The organism is Pseudomonas sp. 05N433 (assembly GCF_056396925.1).
On the sequence record NZ_JBFTML010000037.1, the window covers coordinates 16,018 to 33,605 of the forward strand.

The window sequence follows — 17,588 nt, forward strand, 5'->3', positions numbered from 1 at the left end:
CAGGTTAAAGATCGGGTGCGATCAACTGACAGAGCTTGGCCGTCGCTTCGATCATCTGCCCACTCGGTCGTTCCAGGCCTTTATCCGTCACCAACAGCAATTGCCCCTGCGCCACCGCCGTCACCTGGGGCCAGGCCTTCCACGCCTCGAGCTGCGCCTGATCGCTGGCCAGAATCACCTCGGGGTTGCGCTGCAACACCGCCTCCACACTGACCTGCGGTGCAGGCTGTGGCAGGTCGGCAAACACATTGCTTGCCCCGCAAACCTGTAGCGCATCACTGATGATCTGCCTTCCGCCCACGGTGTACAGCGGCCGATCCCAGACTTGATAAAACACCCGCAGCGGCTCGTCCCTTCGATAGCGCTGGCGCAAGGAGTCGAGTCGCTGACGCAGTTTTTTGGCCAATGCAACGCCCCGCTCCGCTCGCCCGAGTTGCGTGGCTATCGCTTCGATCTGCACAGTGAGTTGTTCGAGGTTATGCGGTTCGGCGACATAGGTGGGAATGTTCAGCCGTTTGAGCTGTTCACGCTGAGCCGGCCCCACACTGCCCGGCCAGAGCAGCAGTAAATCAGGTTTGAGGCTGAGCAACCGTTCGATGTCCAACTGACCGTAGCGGCCCACCGAAGGAATGTCTTTGAGCTCGGCCGGACGCTCACCGGCATCCAGCACTCCGACCAGCAGGTCAGCCGAATTCAGTTCAATCACGATTTCGGAAAGCGACGGTGCCAGGCTGACAACCCGCTCGGCCGCAGCTGCCGGACCACCGATGGCCAGCAACAGGACTGCCAGCCAGACGCAGCGCATCAGCCGAGTTGACGCGGGATACGGTAGAGGTAGAACAGCACCGCCGTCGACAACGCCAGCAGCATCAGCGGCACGGCTTCCAGACCAACGAAGACTGCCAGTGCGCCGATCCAGGCGGGCAGGCCGGCGACCAGAAACGCAGCACGGCGTTTCGCGGCCAGGGCGATCCAGGCGGTGGGTTCTTCAGGGGTATCGAGGGCTTTTTGGGTCGCGATCAGCGCATGTTTGTAACCGCCAAAGAACTTCAGGCTGACAAACATCGACGCCACACCGGCAATGAAAAACGGCATGGCCAGCACCGGCAGAATCGCCTCGCTTTGGCCGAATAAGCCATTGACCACGAACAGCGGCAGCAAGGCCAACGCCAGAAATTGCCACCAGTTGACGGCCAGTCGTCGCCGTACCTGACCGCGGGTCACGCCCGGTCAGCCTCGCCCTGGTGCTCGTTGCCCATCATGTGGTCGAGCTTGCTGGCCTTGGTGGCCAGGTAGAGTTTGTTGTGCGGGTTGTGCCCGGTGTGCAACGGCACGCGCTCGGCAACCACGATGCCCATGTCGGTCAAGGCTTTGACCTTGCGTGGGTTGTTGGTCATCAGTCGCAGGGATTTCACGCCCAGATGCTCCAGCATTGGCAGGCACATGGCGTAGTCGCGCTGATCGGCGGCGAAACCCAGACGCTCGTTGGCTTCAACGGTGTCAGCACCGCCGTCCTGCAATTCATAAGCGCGGATCTTGTTCAGCAGGCCAATGCCACGGCCTTCCTGACGCAAGTAGAGCAATACGCCACGGCCTTCACGGGCGATCGCCTGCAACGCCGCCTCGAGTTGCGAACCACAGTCGCAACGCTGGCTGAACAAGGCATCGCCGGTCAGGCATTCGGAGTGCAACCGACCGAGTACCGGAGCACCGTCGGCGATCTCACCCAGGCTCAGCACCACGTGCTCACGCCCGTTCTCTTCATCGAGAAAGCCGTGCATGGTGAATTGCGCAAAAGGCGTTGGCAGCTTGGAAGCGGCGACAAAAACGACAGGCACCGGTGTGCTCCTGATCTATAAGTACTGAAGATTCGCAGAGGCGGCATTGTAACAGCACGTTCCTACAGACGCTTAGGCTGAATTATCGGCCATAACGATCAAAAAGTTTGATATCTGCCCCGCGCCCGCATTGAACGTTTTCATTTCGAGCCGAACGGATAGGGCTGTTTCCAGCGTTCGAAGACCGGTTTCAGCTGACCGCTTTTTACCAGCAATTCCATACGCTGGTCGAACAGCACCATCAACTGCCGTGCCCGAGGGGTATCGGCGAAGCACAGGTACAGCGGTAAATCCGCGATGTGCGTGCGGCGGAACTGCGACGGATCCTTGGCTCGGCTGACGATAGAGTTAACCTCGTCCAGCGCGTCAATGTAGTAGTCGACGTGGTTGTGGATCAGCATCGGCAGAATCCCGGTACGCCGCGCGACTTCGTTATAGCGCTGCACGTTGGGCAGGTAAGCCTGGTACTTGTAGCCGCGTACCCAAGCCAAACGGTAATTGCCCAGATTTTCCGGGGTCGGCGCCGGATTGGTGGCCAGGCCCAGTGCATAGATCGGATCGGTATCGAAACTCCAGCGCGGATAGAGCACGTCACTGACTTCATCCCGATAGGCACCGACACACGCGTCCACTTCGCCACGCTGTGCCAGGCCCGTGGCGCGCGTATACGGTTCGATTCGAATATCCAGTTTGACGCCCGCAGGCTCGAACACTTCGCGCAACACGTCCCAGCCCAAACCACGACCATCGGCGGCGGTAAAGTCTTCCCACGCTTCGCTGGCCAGGTGAATCACGGACGGCGTCGTCGGTGCATCCCCCGCCTGGGCGAACGAGCAAAACGTCGCGAAAACCATCACCATCAACCAGCGAGCCATCTTTCGTCCTCGACTGTAGCCTTCAGGCGAAAAGCCAGACCAGCCCTTGCATCGCCAACCACGCGAACACCCCCGCAAGCACGTCGTCGAGCATGATCCCGACGCCACCGTGCACATGCCGGTCGATCCAGCGAATCGGCCAAGGCTTGAGGATGTCGAAGAAGCGGAACATCAGGAACCCCGCCAACAACCAATACCAACCTTGCGGCACCAGCCACAGGGTGATCCACATCCCGACCATTTCGTCCCAGACGATGCCTTCATGGTCGTGCACGCGCAAATCGTCGGCGACCTTGCCGCACAGCCAGAAGCCGAACAGCATGGTGATGCCGAGCATCAGCCAGTAGCCCCAGTCGGGCAGCATCTGCCACAACGGAATAAAGGGTAACGCCACTAACGAACCCCAGGTGCCCGGCGCTTTTGGCAGGGTGCCCGAGCCGAAGCCGAACGCCAGGAAATGCCACGGATTGCGCCAGACCGACGGTGGTACGAACTCCGACGGAACCTGTTTGGGATGATCTGTCACGGTGTCTCCCGAAAATGTTGGTAACCCCGGATTGGCGGGGTGATGTCGTGTCCGTCGGCGTCCAGCAGAATCACGCCCTGCCCTGCAACCACCTGCCCGAGCACATGGATCGGCCAGCCGTCCGCCAGTAACGATGGCAACTCGGCAGGCGGCAAGGTGAAGGCCAGCACGTAATCGTCACCGCCACTCAGGGCAGCCTGCTCAGCGCCGGATTGACCGAGGAAAGCCAGCAGCGCCTTCGACAACGGCAGCCTGCTGCGCTCTACCCGAATCCCGACTTTCGACGCCAGGGCAATATGCCCGCAGTCGGCGAGCAGGCCGTCGGAGATGTCCAGCGCGGCGGTGGCCTTGCCACGCAAGGCCTGGCCCAACGCCAGTTGCGGTTGCGGCGACCAGTAGTGGGCCAGCAATGGCTCGGCGATGGCCGCGTCCGCAGTCCGCTGGCCGAGCACCAGCGGCAATGCGCCCGCGCCGTTACCCAGTTCACCGCCCACACAGAGTAAATCGCCCGGCCGTGCGCCGCTGCGGGTCAACGCCAGACCGGTCGGCACCCGGCCGAACACGGTCATGGTCAGGCTCAACGGCCCGCGAGTGGTATCGCCGCCCACCAGTGCCACACGGCAATTCTGCGCCATGAGGTTCAAACCACGGGCGAACGCTTCCAGCCAATCGGAAGTCCCGGTCGGCAAGGTCAAGGCAAGGGTAAAGGCAACGGGGGTGGCGCCCATGGCGGCCAGGTCGCTGACGGCCACGGCCAGCGAGCGCTGGCCGAGCAGAAACGGATCGCAGGGGTCGGCGAAATGCACACCGGCCACCAGCGTATCGGTAGAAATCGCCAACTGCTCCCCGGGAGGAATAGCCAGCAAGGCGCAGTCGTCGCCGATCCCGAGGGCAACGCCTTCGCCGCCCTGCGCACAAGGCGCGGCGGCGAAGAAGTTGCGGATCAGCTCAAACTCACCCATGGCAATGGCAGTTCAAGCGCCAATCAGCGCTTGAACGCCTTCACTTCGGCTTCACGCAGACGCGGGGCCAGCTTGTCGAGCACACCGTTGACGAACTTGTGGCCGTCGGTGGAACCGAAGACCTTGGCCAGTTCGATACCTTCGTTGATCACCACGCGGTATGGCACGTCGACACGCTTGAGCAGTTCCCAGGTGGACAGGCGCAGAACCGCCAGTTCAACCGGGTCCAGCTCTTCGATTGTCAAGTCCAGGCAAGGCTTGAGCGCGGTGTCGATCTCGGTCTTGAACTGCGGAACCCCGTGCAGGATTTCGCGGAAGTACGCGCCATCGACATCGGTAAAATCGTTATCGACCCGGAACTGCGCTTCGATCTCGTTCAGCGACTGCTTGGCCATATGCCATTGGTACAGCGCCTGGGTCGCGAGCTGACGGGCTTCGCGACGCTTGGCGCTTTTCGATGGCTTGCCGGCATCCGCAGGCTTTGGATCGCGCGGGTTGAAACGATCGCTATCGTCGCTAATCACTTGGCCTCCAACTGCGCCAGCAGGCTGACCATTTCCAGAGCGGACAGGGCAGCTTCAGCACCTTTGTTACCGGCCTTGGTGCCGGAACGTTCGATGGCTTGTTCGATGGAATCAACGGTCAGTACGCCGAAAGCGACCGGTACGCCGAACTCCATGGACACCTGGGCCAGGCCCTTGGTGCATTCGCCAGCCACGTATTCGAAGTGCGGAGTACCGCCACGAATGACCGCGCCCAAGGCGATGATTGCCGCGAACTCGCCCTTCTGAGCGACTTTCTGCGCAACCAGCGGGATTTCGAAGGCGCCAGGCGCACGGATGATGGTGATGTCGCTTTCGCTCACGCCATGGCGAACCAGGGCATCAACTGCACCGCTGACCAGGCTTTCAACCACGAAGCTGTTGAAACGGCCCACTACCAGAGCGTAGCGGCCTTTAGGGGCGATGAAGGTACCTTCGATGGTCTTCAGGGTCATTCGTTAGATCTCTTAAAGAGCCGGGACGCGTTTTCTACGCATCCCTCAGTGATGTGTTAGCCGCGAATCAAGGACTGGAAACAACCGGTCATTATTCGGAGGGCACGTATTCTACAACTTCCAGATCGAAACCGGATATCGCATTAAATTTCATCGGCGCAGACATCAGGCGCATTTTACGCACGCCCAGGTCCCGAAGGATCTGCGAACCGGCACCAACGATGCTGTAGGTGGTCGGCTTTTTCACTGCGCTGTGGTCGGCGGTTTCGCGGATGTGCGCCAGCAACACGTCGCCATCGAGCGGGTGACCGAGCAACAGCACCACACCGCTGCCAGCCTCGGCAACCGCGGCCATGGCGGCGCGCAGGCTCCAGCGGCCCGGTTGCTTGACCATCAGCAGGTCACGCAGCGGGTCCATGTTGTGCACCCGAACCAGGGTCGGTTCTTCGGCGCACACGTTGCCCAGGGTCAGGGCCATGTGCACGTCGCCTTCCACCGAATCACGATAGGTCACCAGGTTGAACTGGCCCAGTTCGCTGTCCAATGGCTGCTCGGCAATCCGCTGAACGGTACGTTCGTGGATCATCCGGTAGTGGATCAGGTCGGCAATGGTGCCGATCTTGATGTTGTGCTCGGCGGCAAACGCTTCGAGTTCGGCGCGACGGGACATGGTGCCGTCGTCGTTCATCACTTCGCAGATCACACCGCTCGGCTCGAAACCGGCCATGCGTGCCAGGTCGCAAGCCGCTTCGGTATGGCCGGCGCGGGCCAGGGTGCCGCCGGCCTGGGCCATCAGCGGGAAGATGTGGCCGGGGCTGACGATGTCTTCAGCCTTGGCGTCTTTGGCGGCAGCGGCTTGTACGGTACGCGCACGGTCAGCCGCGGAGATACCGGTGGTCACGCCTTCGGCGGCTTCGATGGACACGGTGAACTTGGTGCCGAAGCCGGAACCGTTGCGTGGCGCCATCAATGGCAGCTTGAGCAGTTCGCAGCGCTCGCGGCTCATTGGCATGCAGATCAGGCCACGGGCGTGCTTGGCCATGAAGTTGATGTGCTCAGCCTTGCAGCACTCGGCGGCCATGATCAGGTCGCCTTCGTTCTCGCGGTCTTCGTCATCCATGAGGATGACCATCTTGCCTTGGCGGATGTCTTCAACCAGTTCTTCGATGCTATTGAGCGCCACAAGGCACCCCCTTGAGTCAGGATTTGAGGTAGCCGTTTTGGGCCAGAAAGCTTTCAGTAATAGTGCCGCCAGACTTCTGCGAAGAGCCAGGCTCAGCAGCTTTGTCACCCAGCAGCAGGCGCTCCAGATAACGGGCCAGCAGATCGACCTCCAGGTTCACCCGGCGACCTGGCTTGTAAGAAGCCATGATGGTTTCACTCAGGGTGTGCGGAATGATCGTCAGCAGGAATTCGGCGCCATCGACCGCGTTCACCGTCAGGCTGGTGCCGTCGACGGTGATCGAACCTTTATGGGCGATGTACTTGGCCAGTTCTTTCGGCGCACGGATGCGAAATTCCACGGCGCGGGCATTGTCGCTGCGCGAAACCACTTCGCCGACACCGTCGACGTGACCGCTGACCAAGTGCCCACCCAGGCGGGTGGTCGGGGTCAGGGCTTTTTCCAGGTTGACCGGGCTGCCGCTTTTGAGGTCATTCATGGCGGTGCAGTCGAGGGTTTCGCGACTGACGTCCGCCGCAAAGCCATTGCCCGGCAGTTCAACCGCCGTCAGGCACACGCCGTTGACGGCAATGCTGTCGCCCAGTTTGACGTCGCTCAGGTCGAGCTTGCCGGTTTCTACGTAAACCCGCACATCTCCGCCTTTTGGGGTCAATGCACGAATACTGCCGATGGATTCGATGATGCCGGTAAACATGGAGTCCTCCTCGAGAACAGGGCCTTCTGGGCTGCAGCCGGGAATTATACGCTGACCGTTGGGACAGGTATGGCAATGACTCGCCAGTCATCGCCAACCGCGCGGATTTCGGTAATTTTGAGCTCGGGCGCATCTTTCATCTGCGCCAGCGGCCAGTCCAGCAACGGTCGCGCCGTGGAGCCGAGAAACTTGCCGGCAATGAAAATCTGGAACTCGTCCACCAACCCTTGCTGAGCAAACGCCCCGGCCAGACGCGGACCGGCTTCGACCAGCACCTCGTTGACGTCACGGGCAGCCAGTTCAACCAGCAACTTGCGCAGGTCGACCTGGCCATCGTCGCCCGCCACGATCAGGCACTCCGGACCGTTGGCGTATTGCTCTTCGATCGCCATGCACGTCGCAACCAACGCCGGACCAGCCTTGAAAAACGGCGCGTCCAGAGGCACCCGCAGGCGACCGTCGATCAGCACGCGCAGTGGCGGACGGCTCATGGCCAAGGCGGTTTGTTCGGGATCGAGGCCCAATTCATCGGCACGCACGGTCAAGCGGGCATTGTCCGCCAGCACCGTGTCGGCGCCGGTCAGCACCACGCTGGCCTGCGCGCGCAGCCGTTGTACCGCCGAGCGAGCCGCCGGGCCGGTAATCCATTGGCTCTCGCCGCTTTCCATCGCTGTGCGACCGTCGAGGCTCATGGCCAACTTGACCCGCACGAACGGCAAGCCGTGTTCCATGCGCTTGAGGAAGCCTTCATTGAGCTTGCGCGCCTCACCTTCCAGCACGCCGCTTTCGGTGGCGATTCCCGCCTGGGCCAGACGTTGCAGACCGCGACCGGCAACTTCCGGGTTCGGGTCCTGCATCGCCGCAACGACGCGCGCCACACCGGCATTCACCAGCGCATCGGCGCAGGGGGGTGTACGGCCGTGGTGGCTGCACGGTTCCAGGGTCACGTAAGCCGTGGCGCCTCGCGCCTTGTCACCGGCGGCACGCAAGGCGTGGACTTCGGCATGGGGCTCGCCGGCGCGCACATGCCAGCCTTCGCCGACAATCTGCCCGTCACGCACCACCACGCAGCCAACCCGCGGGTTGGGGTGCGTCGTGTAATGACCTTTGCGCGCCAGTTCCAGGGCACGGGCCATGTAATGGGCGTCGAGGATGGCTTGTTCCGGGGAGGTGGTCATTCTTTCACCGGTTCACGGGCGAGGCGATCGATCTCTTCGCGGAACTCGTTGAGGTCCTGGAAGCGTCGGTACACCGAAGCGAAGCGGATATAGGCGACTTCATCAAGCTTTTTCAGCTCGGCCATCACCAGTTCGCCGACCACGAGGGATTTGACCTCGCGCTCGCCAGTGGCGCGCAGCTTGTGTTTGATGTGCACCAGCGACGATTCCAGGCGCTCGACACTCACCGGGCGCTTCTCCAGCGCTCGCTGCATGCCGGCACGAAGTTTTTCTTCGTCGAACGGCTGGCGACTGCCGTCGGTTTTGATCAGGCGCGGCAACACCAGTTCAGCGGTTTCGAACGTCGTGAAGCGTTCGCCGCAGGCCAGGCATTCACGCCGGCGGCGCACCTGTTCGCCCTCGGCGACCAGACGCGAGTCGATGACCTTGGTGTCGTTGGCACCGCAGAAGGGACAGTGCATGGTGGCAGGCAACAAAAAATGGGAGGGCCATGGTAGCGCATCCCCGTGGCAAGACAAGCCATAGGGTTTGCGGTATACAGACGGGCTATAATGTTTTCACCTTGCTGGAGCCGCCAATGTCGTTACGACCGCTCGTTTTGCTCAGTCTTTTCAGCCTGCTGGTGGCCTGTGGCAGCGATGCACCCAAGCCCCAGCCACCAACACCAGGCCCAGCGCCGCAACAGGCGCAGAAGAAGGCCAAGGCGTCTGCCGAGCTCGGCCCGCTGCCGGCTTACCAACGTGAAATCAGTGGCACCCTGATGGGCGTGCCGGCCGACGCCGAAGTCGAACTGGCGCTGCTGGTGATCGACGAAAAGGATCGCCCGCAACAATTGCTCGCCAGTGCCAACCTGATCGGCACCAATCAGGTGTTGCCGTTTCGCCTGCGTTTCAACCCTGAATCCTTCCCGGTTGGCGCTCGCGTTGAACTGCGCGGCCGCGCCAGCCAGTCCGGGCAGTTGATTCTGCATCTGCCGGCGCAACTCATCACCCAGCCGACGACCCAGGCCCTGGGTCAGTTGCAATTCGTCAAAGCGCCATGATTGCACCGCTCGACCTGCAACAGGCGTTGGGTGAACTGCTCGGTGACGCACAGCTTGTAGCCTGTGAATTGCCGGGCACCGAGCTGAAACTCTGGCTGATCGACGGCGACAACATGGATCGCGCCTTCAGCCCCGAAGAAACCCGGCGGATTCTCCACGAGCCGCCGTACTGGAGTTTCTGCTGGGCCAGTGGGCTGGCCGTGGCCCGCTATCTCGCCGAACACCCGCACTGGGTCGTAGGCAAACGGGTGCTGGATTTCGGCGCCGGTTCCGGCGTGGCTGCGATTGCGGCCGTGAAGGCCGGGGCGCTGGAAGTGGTGGCCTGTGACCTGGACCCGCTGGCGATTGCCGCGTGTCGGGCGAACGCCGAACTCAATGATGTGCAGCTGCGCTACTCGACGGATTTTTTCGCCGAAGCGGATCGATTTGATCTGGTTCTGGTGGCCGACGTGTTGTACGACCGGGAGAATCTGCCGCTACTCGACGAGTTTCTCAGCCGTGGCCGGGAAGCGTTGGTGGCGGATTCACGGGTGCGGGATTTTCGCCATCCGCTGTATCAGCGCATCGAGATGCTGCAGGCGATGACCTTGCCGGACCTGGCCGAACCCGAAGAGTTTCGGCATGTGAGCCTTTACCACGCGCGGCGCGGTTAGCAAAAAGCTTCACGGGCAAGAGTTGGATCACCCCCGCTTTCAGCCGCCCCCCACCAAGCCTTATAGTGGCCTCATCCACGCTTTTACGAGATCCCCCATGAGTCAGGAAACGCCGTACATCTTCGACGCCACGACTGCCGATTTCGACCAGTCGGTGATCGAGAACTCTTTCCACAAACCGGTACTGGTGGATTTCTGGGCCGAATGGTGTGCGCCGTGCAAGGCCTTGATGCCGATGCTGCAAACCATCGCCGAGAGCTATCAGGGTGAGTTGCTGCTGGCCAAGGTCAACTGCGACATCGAGCAAGACATTGTTGCGCGTTTCGGCATTCGCAGCCTGCCGACCGTGGTGCTGTTCAAGGACGGTCAGCCGGTGGACGGTTTTGCCGGTGCGCAACCGGAATCCGCTGTGCGCACGATGCTCGAACCTCATGTGCAAATGCCGCCTCCAGCCGCCGCCGACCCGTTTGAACAGGCTCAGGCGCTGTTCGATGAAGGCCGTTTCGCCGACGCCGAAGCCACGCTCAAAATCTTGCTGACTGAAGACAACACCAATGCCAAGGCACTGATCCTCTACGCCCGCTGCCTTACCGAGCGCAGCGAGCTGAGTGAAGCGCAAGCCGTACTCGACGCGGTCAAGACCGATGAACACAAGGCCGCGCTGGCCGGCGCCAAGGCGCAGATCCAGTTTCTCGGCCAGGCCAGGGATTTGCCGGATGCGGCAGACCTGAAAGCACGCCTGGCGAAAAATCCGCAGGATGATGAGGCGGTCTATCAGTTGGCGATCCAGCAACTGGCCCGTCAGCAATACGACGCGGCGCTGGATGCGTTGCTGAAACTGTTCGTCCGCAACCGCAGCTACAGCGAAGGCTTGCCACACAAGACCTTGCTGCAAGTGTTCGAACTGCTGGGCAACGATCACCCGTTGGTGACCACGTACCGTCGCAAGCTGTTTGCCGCGCTCTATTAAGCTCTTTTTTGCGGCTTACTCGATCCAGCTGTAGAGCGGCGTATCCCCGCCGCTCACTACTTTGACCTCTGCGCAGTGGCGCAAGCGCACCAACAAGCGCTTGCCCGCCGCTGCGCTGCCGGTCAGCCCTTCCAGTTGCTCCAGCAAATCCGGCCCACTCAATTGCCCGGCCTTGCGCAGCAATTCTTTGGCGATCTGCCATAGCGCATCATCCTGATTCACCGGTTTGACCGGTGTTGCACTCGCCTCGGGTTTGGCAGCCTGCAACTGCGCACCGAGCTGCGCCCAGTCGCCCTCATCCAGTTCAAGGGTCAAATCCACCGGCCAGTCGCCGATGCTTCCGCGTATTCGCAACATAAGTCTGCTCCAGCACATACCTGACTCGCATGCTCCCATGGGTCTTGCACAACGCCAAGCAGACGGTCAAACTCTCGGCACTTTCGTTATAAGATTACATAACAAATTTTTCATTTTACTTTTCGGAGACCCGTCATGCGCCGTCTGCTGCTCGCTTTGCCGTTTGCCTTGTTGCCGCTGGCTGTCGCCCACGCGGCTGTCGAGCAAGATCACGACCATGAGCACGGCAGCCTCGGTGCCCACGAACACGGCGTCGGTCGTTTGAATGCGGCGCTGGACAGCCAGACCCTGGAGCTGGAGCTGGAAAGCCCGGCAATGAACCTGGTGGGGTTCGAGCACGCCGCCACCACCGATGCCGACAAGGCCAAAGTCGCTGCGGTCCGTGCCCAACTGGAAAAACCGCTGACGCTGTTCAACCTGCCGAAAGCCGCCGGTTGCGTGGTCGCGACCCAGGAACTGGAAAGCCCGTTGTTCGGTGACAAACCGGATGCCGACGATGAGCATGAAGAAGCCAAGGACGGTCACGAGCATCAACATGACCACAGCGAAATCCACGCCCGTTACCAATTCAGCTGCTCGGCCCCGGGCGCGCTGAAGACCCTGGACCTGGCGACTGTCTTCAACACGTTCCCGGCTACCCAGAAGATTCAGGTACAACTGGTCAGCCCGAGCGGGCAGCAAGGGGTTGAGGTGACGGCCAAGGCGGCTGCCCTGAAATTCTGATCCGACACCAATCCTGTAGGAGCGAGTCTTGCCCGCGAAAGCGATCTGTCAGTCAACATCTCTGTTGGATCTACTGGCCTCTTCGCGGGCAAGCCTCGCTCCTACAGGGGGTAATGTTGAATGCGAAGTCGAGACAAACCTCATGAAATCGGCGCCATGACCCAAGCACTCATCGAATTGTCCGACCTGGGCTTCAGCTGGCCCGGTCACCCGCCGCTGCTGGACATCCCGGCGTTTCGCCTGGAGCCTGGTGAAACCCTGTTCCTCAAAGGCCCCAGCGGCAGCGGCAAGACCACCCTGCTCGGCTTGCTCGGCGGTGTGCAAAAGCCTGATCGCGGCAGCATCCGGTTGCTCGGCCAGGAATTGACTGAACTGTCTGCCGGGGCTCGCGACCACTTCCGGGTCGATCACACCGGCTACATCTTCCAGCAATTCAACTTGCTGCCGTTTCTGTCGGTGCGGGAGAACGTCGAACTGCCCTGTCACTTCTCGAAACTGCGCGCCGAGCGGGCGAAACAGCGCCACGGCAGCGTCGATCAGGCCGCCGCCACCCTGCTCGCCCATCTGGGCCTGAAGGACGAAAACATTCTGGGCCGCCGCGCCGATTCACTGTCCATCGGCCAGCAGCAGCGGGTCGCTGCCGCGCGTGCACTGATCGGTCAGCCGGAACTGGTGATCGCCGACGAACCGACCTCGGCCCTGGACTACGACGCTCGCGAAAACTTCATTCGCCTGTTGTTCGCCGAATGCCGCGAAGCCGGCTCGAGCCTGTTGTTCGTCAGCCACGATCAGAGCCTCGCGCCGCTGTTCGATCGCCACCTGTCGCTGGCCGATCTCAATCGCGCCGCCACCCCGTCCGAGGTTTGAGATGTATTTGTTTCGTCTAGCCATGGCCAGCCTCGCTAACCGTCGCTTCACCGCGATCCTCACCGCGTTCGCCATCGCCCTGTCGGTCTGCCTGCTGCTGGCGGTGGAGCGGGTGCGCACCGAGGCCAAGGCCAGTTTCGCCAGCACCATCAGCGGCACCGATCTGATCGTCGGCGCGCGTTCCGGCTCGGTGAACCTGCTGCTGTATTCGGTATTCCGCATCGGCAACGCCACCAACAACATCCGCTGGGACAGCTTCGAGCAGTTCGCCAACAACCCGAAAGTGAAGTGGGCGATCCCGATGTCCCTCGGCGATTCCCATCGTGGTTATCGGGTGATGGGCACCACTGAGGCGTACTTCGAGCATTACCAGTATGGCCATCAACAGCATCTGGAACTGGCCGACGGCCGTGCCTTCGCCAGCGATCCGTTCGAAGTGGTGCTCGGCGCCGAAGTGGCCGACGCGCTGCACTACAAACTCGGCGACAAACTGGTGCTGGCCCATGGCGTGGCGGCGATCAGCCTGGTCAAGCATGACGACAAACCGTTCACCGTGGTCGGCATTCTCAAACGCACCGGCACCCCGGTGGACCGCACGCTGCACATCAGCCTCGGCGGCATGGAAGCGATCCACATCGACTGGCACAACGGTGTACCGGCGCGGGGTAACGGTCGGGTCAGTGCCGATCAGGCGCGTAACATGGACCTGACGCCGCAAGCGATCACCGCGTTCATGCTCGGCCTTAACAACAAGATTTCGACCTTCGCGCTGCAACGTGAAATCAACGAATTCCGTGGCGAACCGATGCTGGCGATCCTGCCGGGTGTGGCGTTGCAGGAGCTGTGGAGTTTGATGAGCACGGCGGAAAAAGCCTTGTTCGTCGTCTCGCTGTTCGTGGTGCTGACCGGGTTGATCGGCATGCTTACGGCGATTCTCACCAGCCTCAACGAGCGGCGCCGGGAGATGGCGATTCTGCGTTCGGTGGGTGCGCGGCCATGGCATATCGCGACTTTACTGGTGCTGGAAGCGTTTGCCCTGGCGCTGTCGGGAGTGATTGCCGGCGTGGCGCTGCTGTATGTGGGCATCGCCGTGGCGCAGGGTTACGTGCAGTCGAATTACGGTTTGTACCTGCCGCTGGCCTGGCCAAGCGAATATGAATGGACGCTGCTCGGTGGCATCCTGATCGCCGCGCTGCTGATGGGCAGCGTGCCGGCCTGGCGCGCTTATCGCCAATCCTTGGCCGATGGCCTGTCGATCCGCCTGTGAGGACCTTGAACATGCCCCGCGCTCTGCTTGCGCTGTTGATGTTGGTTGCTCTGCCGCTGTGGGCGGCCGAGCCGAAAGACCTGACCTGGTCGGAAATGATCCCGCCGGATGCCCCGCCGGAAGTGCCGAACATGACGCCGCTGCACGACCTGTCGAAGATGAGCGACGCATTGTCCGCGGAGTCGGCCCCGGCCGCCAAACAGGACATGCCGAACGCGCCGGTGGTGAAAAGTCTCGATGGCCAGAACATTCGCTTGCCGGGGTACATCGTGCCGCTGGAGGTCAGTGAAGAAGGCCGCACCACGGAGTTTCTGCTGGTGCCGTATTTCGGCGCCTGCATCCACGTACCGCCTCCGCCGTCGAACCAGATCGTGCACGTCAAAAGCGAAGTCGGCGTGAAGCTCGATGAGCTGTACCAGCCGTACTGGGTCGAAGGTGCGTTGCAGGTCAAGGCGTCCACCAGCGAATTGGCGGATGCCGGGTATCAGATGGAGGCGCAGAAGATTTATGTGTATGAACTGCCGGAGTGAACACCGGTAGTTCGGTGTTGAATGAAAGGACGCCTTCGCGGGCAAGCCTCGCTCCTACAAGGAAATGTTGAACCTGTCGGAGCGAGGCTTGCCCGCGAAGAGGCCCTCGAAGGTTCCGCAAAAATCTGGGCCATCACTGTTTCGTTGAGCTGAGTCAAAAGACCGTATCAGTTGGATCCCTACCATTGGACATCAAGTATTTTTAACGTCCTTTGGAGCCCCCATGCACAAGTCCCTGCTCAGCGCTTCGCTGCTTGCCCTCGCGCTCGCAGCCCCGCTCACCCATGCCCATGAGGCTGGCAATATCATCGTTCGGGCCGGTGCGATCACCGTCAATCCGACAGCCGACAGCTCCAGCGTCAAGGTCGATCAAGGCCCGCTGAAGGGCGCCGACCTGGGTGGCAAGGCCACCATGAGCAGCGACACGCAACTGGGCCTGAACTTCGCCTACATGATCACCAACCACCTGGGGATCGAACTGCTCGCGGCCTCGCCGTTCGAGCATGACGTGAAGCTCAAAGGCACCGCGCTCGGCGCCGCCAACGGCAAACTCGGCACCCTGAAACACCTGCCGCCGACCCTGAGCCTGGTCTACTATCCGATGGATGCCAAGTCCGCATTCCAGCCGTATGTCGGCGGCGGGATCAACTACACCTGGATCTACGACGAGCACGTCAGCAGCGAAGCCAGCGCCAATGGCTTCAGCAACTTCAACGCGAAAAACTCCTGGGGCCTGGCCTGGGAAGTCGGTGCCGACTACATGCTCACCGATAAGGTGATGATCAACGCCCAGGTGCGCTACATCGACATCGACACCCGTGCCACCGTGGAAAACAACGCCGTGGCTCCGGGCACCCGCGCACGGGTGAACGTGGACGTCGATCCGTTCATCTACATGGTCGGTCTGGGTTACAAGTTCTAAGCAACATGTGATCAGCTTTTGTGGCGAGGGAGCTTGCTCCCGCTGGGCTGCGAAGCAGCCCCAAGATTGATGGCGACTGCTGCGCAGTCGAACGGGAGCAAGCTCCCTCGCCACGGAACTGCATCGGTCATATTCGACACACAAAAAAGGCGCTTCAAGGCGCCTTTTTCGCGGCTATGTAAAACCTCAGCGCCCCAACAACCGTGCCAGGCCAACGCTCATCGGCGTCTGCTCCGGGTAGGTGAACCGCTCCAGCAAACGCCGGTTATTCGCTCGTGAATGGCGGATGTCACCGGAACGCGCCGGGCCAAAGCTAACGGGCGGCAGCTTGCCCACTACGGCTTCAAGGGCTTCAAGCATTTGCTTGAGGGTCGTCGCCTGATTCCAGCCGACATTCACCGCGCCGACCTCGACCTGCGGTTTCTCGATGGCTTGCACCAGCACGTCCACCAGATCCTCGACGTAGACAAAATCCCGAGTCTGCTCGCCATCACCGAACACGGTGATCGGCAGGCCTTTCTGCGCGCGCTCGCTGAAAATGCTGATCACACCGGAGTATGGCGAAGACGGATCCTGACGCGGGCCGAAGATGTTGAAGAAGCGGAAAATCACCGGTTCCAGACCATGCTGGCGGCGATAGAAATCGAAGTAATGCTCGCTCGCCAACTTGTCCACCGCATACGGCGTCAACGGTGCCTTGGGCGTGTCTTCGTCGATCGACTCGCCCTCGCCATTGTTGCCATAGACCGCTGCGCTGGACGCGTACAACACGCGTTTGACACCGGCCTGACGCATGGCTTCGCAGACGTTCAGCGAGCCGATGAAGTTGCTCTGGTGAGTTTTCACCGGGTCATCCACCGAAGCCTGCACCGAAGCCACCGCGGCCAGATGCGCCACCGCGCTGCAACCGAGCATCGCCTGCGCCACCAGGGCGGCATCAGCGACATCGCCTTCGATCAGTTCGACGAGGGGATTGTCCATCGGCAGGTTGCTGCGCTTGCCGGTGGACAGGTCATCGAGAATTCGCACCGAATGACCTTTGGCAAGCAAGGCATCGGTCAGGTGCGAACCGATGAAACCGGCGCCGCCGGTGATTAAAACAGGGCCGTCAGCCATGGCGATAAAACCTATCCAGTAAGCCCGGGAGTGCCGCGCGCCAGGCGCGGGGCTTGATCCCGAAGGTGTGCAGAATTTTCTTGCAGGCCAGCACTGCGTGTTGCGGTTCTTCGGCAGCGTCGGGCCGCGCGGCGTGAGCCTGGGCGGTCGGCGCTTCGATGGCCAGCGGATGCAGGGCGCGCGCTTCAGTGAGAATCGCCTGCCCCAGTGCCAGCGGTGTGGTCGCCTCATGCCCGGCGTAGTGGTAGGTGCCCCACAGCGGCGCAGCACAATCGAGTTGCTTGAGCACCGAAATGATCACTCGGGCAGCGTCGTCCACCGGCGTCGGATTACCGCGACGATCATCCGCCAACAGCAGTTCTTCAGCTTTCTCGGCTCGGGCGAGGAATCGCCCGAGGGTGCCCTCGGGGCTGTCATCGAGCAGCCAGCCGAAACGCAGCAACACATGCTGTGGACAAGTGGCGCGCACGCTTTGCTCAATGCGCCACAAAGCTTGACCGCGCAGGCCCAACGGTACCGGTTCGTCTTTTTCGCTGTAGGCGGTCGCCCGGGAGCCATCGAACACGCGATAACTCGACGGTTGCACCAGCACGATGTTGTGATGCTGGCACAATTCGGCCAGACGCTCGATGGCGCGCTCCTGCCCGGCCAGACGCTGTTCGCTGACGGTCTCCGCCTGGAACCAGTCGAAATAGTAGGCGAGATTGATCAACGCATCCGGACGGGTATCGTCGAGCAGTTGCGTCAGGCTCGCGGCGTCCCAGCCGTCTTGTGGTGGGCGGGGGGCGAGGAAACCGATGTCTTCCTCCGCACCGAGGCGAATCAGCGCCTGCCCAAGGGCATTTCCGCCGCCCAGTAACATAAGGCGCATTCGCATAGAGTCAGCAG

23 protein-coding genes are annotated in these 17,588 nt (G+C 61.5%); 8 read left to right on the plus strand and 15 right to left on the minus strand.

The window, feature by feature from the left end; genetic code table 11:
- Positions 1-4: 4 nt before the first annotated feature.
- The 12 genes from AC1DIS_RS19375 to nrdR form a co-directional block, all read right to left on the minus strand.
- The gene (locus tag AC1DIS_RS19375; RefSeq protein ID WP_086945952.1) at positions 5-805 is read right to left on the minus strand and encodes a cobalamin-binding protein; all 801 of its coding nucleotides are present in this window, start codon (positions 803-805) and stop codon (positions 5-7) included.
- A complete protein-coding gene (locus AC1DIS_RS19380; RefSeq protein WP_477743836.1) occupies positions 805-1,224 on the minus strand; it encodes an MFS transporter in 420 nt (139 codons plus the stop codon). The genes AC1DIS_RS19375 and AC1DIS_RS19380 overlap by 1 nt, the downstream gene beginning before the upstream one ends.
- On the minus strand, positions 1,221-1,838 hold the full coding sequence (ribA, locus tag AC1DIS_RS19385; RefSeq protein ID WP_018925694.1) for a GTP cyclohydrolase II: 618 nt from the start codon (positions 1,836-1,838) through the stop codon (positions 1,221-1,223). Before ribA ends, AC1DIS_RS19380 begins: the two co-directional genes overlap by 4 nt.
- Before the next feature lie 140 nt (positions 1,839-1,978).
- Complete coding sequence (locus AC1DIS_RS19390; RefSeq protein WP_064620650.1) at positions 1,979-2,713, minus strand: type 2 periplasmic-binding domain-containing protein; 735 nt, start codon at positions 2,711-2,713, stop codon at positions 1,979-1,981.
- 22 nt (positions 2,714-2,735) lie between these two features.
- Positions 2,736-3,239: a phosphatidylglycerophosphatase A family protein gene (locus AC1DIS_RS19395; protein ID WP_018925692.1), complete on the minus strand. Its 504-nt coding sequence runs from the start codon at positions 3,237-3,239 to the stop codon at positions 2,736-2,738.
- Entirely contained in the window at positions 3,236-4,201 is a 966-nt protein-coding gene (thiL, locus tag AC1DIS_RS19400) for a thiamine-phosphate kinase (RefSeq protein WP_477743835.1), read from the minus strand. The genes AC1DIS_RS19395 and thiL overlap by 4 nt, the downstream gene beginning before the upstream one ends.
- A gap of 23 nt (positions 4,202-4,224) precedes the next feature.
- Complete coding sequence (nusB, locus tag AC1DIS_RS19405) at positions 4,225-4,725, minus strand: transcription antitermination factor NusB (RefSeq protein WP_007933632.1); 501 nt, start codon at positions 4,723-4,725, stop codon at positions 4,225-4,227.
- Complete coding sequence (gene ribH / locus AC1DIS_RS19410) at positions 4,722-5,198, minus strand: 6,7-dimethyl-8-ribityllumazine synthase (protein ID WP_003228649.1); 477 nt, start codon at positions 5,196-5,198, stop codon at positions 4,722-4,724. The genes nusB and ribH overlap by 4 nt, the downstream gene beginning before the upstream one ends.
- Positions 5,199-5,289: 91 nt before the next feature.
- Positions 5,290-6,381: a bifunctional 3,4-dihydroxy-2-butanone-4-phosphate synthase/GTP cyclohydrolase II gene (gene ribBA, locus AC1DIS_RS19415; RefSeq protein WP_018925690.1), complete on the minus strand. Its 1,092-nt coding sequence runs from the start codon at positions 6,379-6,381 to the stop codon at positions 5,290-5,292.
- 16 nt (positions 6,382-6,397) lie between these two features.
- Positions 6,398-7,075, minus strand: a complete 678-nt coding sequence (locus tag AC1DIS_RS19420; protein WP_086945954.1) for a riboflavin synthase — start codon at positions 7,073-7,075, stop codon at positions 6,398-6,400.
- Between the two features lie 44 nt (positions 7,076-7,119).
- The gene (gene ribD / locus AC1DIS_RS19425) at positions 7,120-8,253 is read right to left on the minus strand and encodes a bifunctional diaminohydroxyphosphoribosylaminopyrimidine deaminase/5-amino-6-(5-phosphoribosylamino)uracil reductase RibD (protein ID WP_018925688.1); all 1,134 of its coding nucleotides are present in this window, start codon (positions 8,251-8,253) and stop codon (positions 7,120-7,122) included.
- Positions 8,250-8,714 (minus strand): transcriptional regulator NrdR, encoded by a 465-nt coding sequence (gene nrdR / locus AC1DIS_RS19430; RefSeq protein WP_007906838.1) that lies wholly within the window; start codon positions 8,712-8,714, stop codon positions 8,250-8,252. Before nrdR ends, ribD begins: the two co-directional genes overlap by 4 nt.
- 116 nt (positions 8,715-8,830) lie before the next feature.
- On the opposite strand from nrdR, the gene AC1DIS_RS19435 reads away from it, so the two are divergent.
- From AC1DIS_RS19435 to trxA, 3 genes are all read left to right on the plus strand, one after another.
- Complete coding sequence (locus tag AC1DIS_RS19435) at positions 8,831-9,295, plus strand: YbaY family lipoprotein (protein WP_018925687.1); 465 nt, start codon at positions 8,831-8,833, stop codon at positions 9,293-9,295.
- Entirely contained in the window at positions 9,292-9,948 is a 657-nt protein-coding gene (locus AC1DIS_RS19440) for a class I SAM-dependent methyltransferase (protein ID WP_018925686.1), read from the plus strand. Before AC1DIS_RS19435 ends, AC1DIS_RS19440 begins: the two co-directional genes overlap by 4 nt.
- Before the next feature lie 97 nt (positions 9,949-10,045).
- The gene (trxA, locus tag AC1DIS_RS19445) at positions 10,046-10,918 is read left to right on the plus strand and encodes a thioredoxin (RefSeq protein ID WP_086945956.1); all 873 of its coding nucleotides are present in this window, start codon (positions 10,046-10,048) and stop codon (positions 10,916-10,918) included.
- A 15-nt stretch (positions 10,919-10,933) separates the two neighbouring features.
- Here the strand turns inward: trxA and AC1DIS_RS19450 are convergent, their stop codons facing one another.
- Entirely contained in the window at positions 10,934-11,275 is a 342-nt protein-coding gene (locus AC1DIS_RS19450; RefSeq protein ID WP_086945957.1) for a hypothetical protein, read from the minus strand.
- A 135-nt stretch (positions 11,276-11,410) separates the two neighbouring features.
- Here AC1DIS_RS19450 and AC1DIS_RS19455 point away from each other — a divergent pair, with 135 nt between their 5' ends.
- From AC1DIS_RS19455 to AC1DIS_RS19475, 5 genes are all read left to right on the plus strand, one after another.
- Positions 11,411-11,998: a DUF2796 domain-containing protein gene (locus AC1DIS_RS19455; protein WP_477743834.1), complete on the plus strand. Its 588-nt coding sequence runs from the start codon at positions 11,411-11,413 to the stop codon at positions 11,996-11,998.
- A 156-nt stretch (positions 11,999-12,154) separates the two neighbouring features.
- Positions 12,155-12,865 (plus strand): ABC transporter ATP-binding protein, encoded by a 711-nt coding sequence (locus AC1DIS_RS19460; RefSeq protein ID WP_019650853.1) that lies wholly within the window; start codon positions 12,155-12,157, stop codon positions 12,863-12,865.
- A gap of 1 nt (position 12,866) precedes the next feature.
- The gene (locus AC1DIS_RS19465; protein WP_007933653.1) at positions 12,867-14,132 is read left to right on the plus strand and encodes an ABC transporter permease; all 1,266 of its coding nucleotides are present in this window, start codon (positions 12,867-12,869) and stop codon (positions 14,130-14,132) included.
- 11 nt (positions 14,133-14,143) lie between these two features.
- On the plus strand, positions 14,144-14,662 hold the full coding sequence (locus tag AC1DIS_RS19470) for a DUF3299 domain-containing protein (protein WP_018925681.1): 519 nt from the start codon (positions 14,144-14,146) through the stop codon (positions 14,660-14,662).
- A 223-nt stretch (positions 14,663-14,885) separates the two neighbouring features.
- A complete protein-coding gene (locus tag AC1DIS_RS19475; RefSeq protein ID WP_064620668.1) occupies positions 14,886-15,584 on the plus strand; it encodes an OmpW/AlkL family protein in 699 nt (232 codons plus the stop codon).
- 186 nt (positions 15,585-15,770) lie between these two features.
- Here the strand turns inward: AC1DIS_RS19475 and AC1DIS_RS19480 are convergent, their stop codons facing one another.
- A complete protein-coding gene (locus tag AC1DIS_RS19480; protein WP_086945172.1) occupies positions 15,771-16,700 on the minus strand; it encodes an NAD-dependent epimerase/dehydratase family protein in 930 nt (309 codons plus the stop codon).
- On the minus strand, positions 16,693-17,577 hold the full coding sequence (locus AC1DIS_RS19485; protein ID WP_032833719.1) for a sugar nucleotide-binding protein: 885 nt from the start codon (positions 17,575-17,577) through the stop codon (positions 16,693-16,695). Before AC1DIS_RS19485 ends, AC1DIS_RS19480 begins: the two co-directional genes overlap by 8 nt.
- Between the last annotated feature and the right edge of the window lie 11 nt (positions 17,578-17,588).

Bases quoted from the DNA above. Each gene is read 5' to 3' on its own strand.
- AC1DIS_RS19375 (WP_086945952.1), bottom strand. From the start codon at position 805: ATGCGCTGCGTCTGGCTGGCAGTCCTGTTGCTGGCCATCGGTGGTCCG.
- AC1DIS_RS19390 (WP_064620650.1), bottom strand. From the start codon at position 2,713: ATGGCTCGCTGGTTGATGGTGATGGTTTTCGCGACGTTTTGCTCGTTC.
- thiL (WP_477743835.1), bottom strand. From the start codon at position 4,201: ATGGGTGAGTTTGAGCTGATCCGCAACTTCTTCGCCGCCGCGCCTTGT.
- ribH (WP_003228649.1), bottom strand. From the start codon at position 5,198: ATGACCCTGAAGACCATCGAAGGTACCTTCATCGCCCCTAAAGGCCGC.
- AC1DIS_RS19420 (WP_086945954.1), bottom strand. From the start codon at position 7,075: ATGTTTACCGGCATCATCGAATCCATCGGCAGTATTCGTGCATTGACC.
- ribD (WP_018925688.1), bottom strand. From the start codon at position 8,253: ATGACCACCTCCCCGGAACAAGCCATCCTCGACGCCCATTACATGGCC.
- nrdR (WP_007906838.1), bottom strand. From the start codon at position 8,714: ATGCACTGTCCCTTCTGCGGTGCCAACGACACCAAGGTCATCGACTCG.
- AC1DIS_RS19435 (WP_018925687.1), top strand. From the start codon at position 8,831: ATGTCGTTACGACCGCTCGTTTTGCTCAGTCTTTTCAGCCTGCTGGTG.
- AC1DIS_RS19440 (WP_018925686.1), top strand. From the start codon at position 9,292: ATGATTGCACCGCTCGACCTGCAACAGGCGTTGGGTGAACTGCTCGGT.
- trxA (WP_086945956.1), top strand. From the start codon at position 10,046: ATGAGTCAGGAAACGCCGTACATCTTCGACGCCACGACTGCCGATTTC.
- AC1DIS_RS19450 (WP_086945957.1), bottom strand. From the start codon at position 11,275: ATGTTGCGAATACGCGGAAGCATCGGCGACTGGCCGGTGGATTTGACC.
- AC1DIS_RS19455 (WP_477743834.1), top strand. From the start codon at position 11,411: ATGCGCCGTCTGCTGCTCGCTTTGCCGTTTGCCTTGTTGCCGCTGGCT.
- AC1DIS_RS19460 (WP_019650853.1), top strand. From the start codon at position 12,155: ATGACCCAAGCACTCATCGAATTGTCCGACCTGGGCTTCAGCTGGCCC.
- AC1DIS_RS19465 (WP_007933653.1), top strand. From the start codon at position 12,867: ATGTATTTGTTTCGTCTAGCCATGGCCAGCCTCGCTAACCGTCGCTTC.
- AC1DIS_RS19470 (WP_018925681.1), top strand. From the start codon at position 14,144: ATGCCCCGCGCTCTGCTTGCGCTGTTGATGTTGGTTGCTCTGCCGCTG.
- AC1DIS_RS19475 (WP_064620668.1), top strand. From the start codon at position 14,886: ATGCACAAGTCCCTGCTCAGCGCTTCGCTGCTTGCCCTCGCGCTCGCA.
- AC1DIS_RS19480 (WP_086945172.1), bottom strand. From the start codon at position 16,700: ATGGCTGACGGCCCTGTTTTAATCACCGGCGGCGCCGGTTTCATCGGT.
- AC1DIS_RS19485 (WP_032833719.1), bottom strand. From the start codon at position 17,577: ATGCGAATGCGCCTTATGTTACTGGGCGGCGGAAATGCCCTTGGGCAG.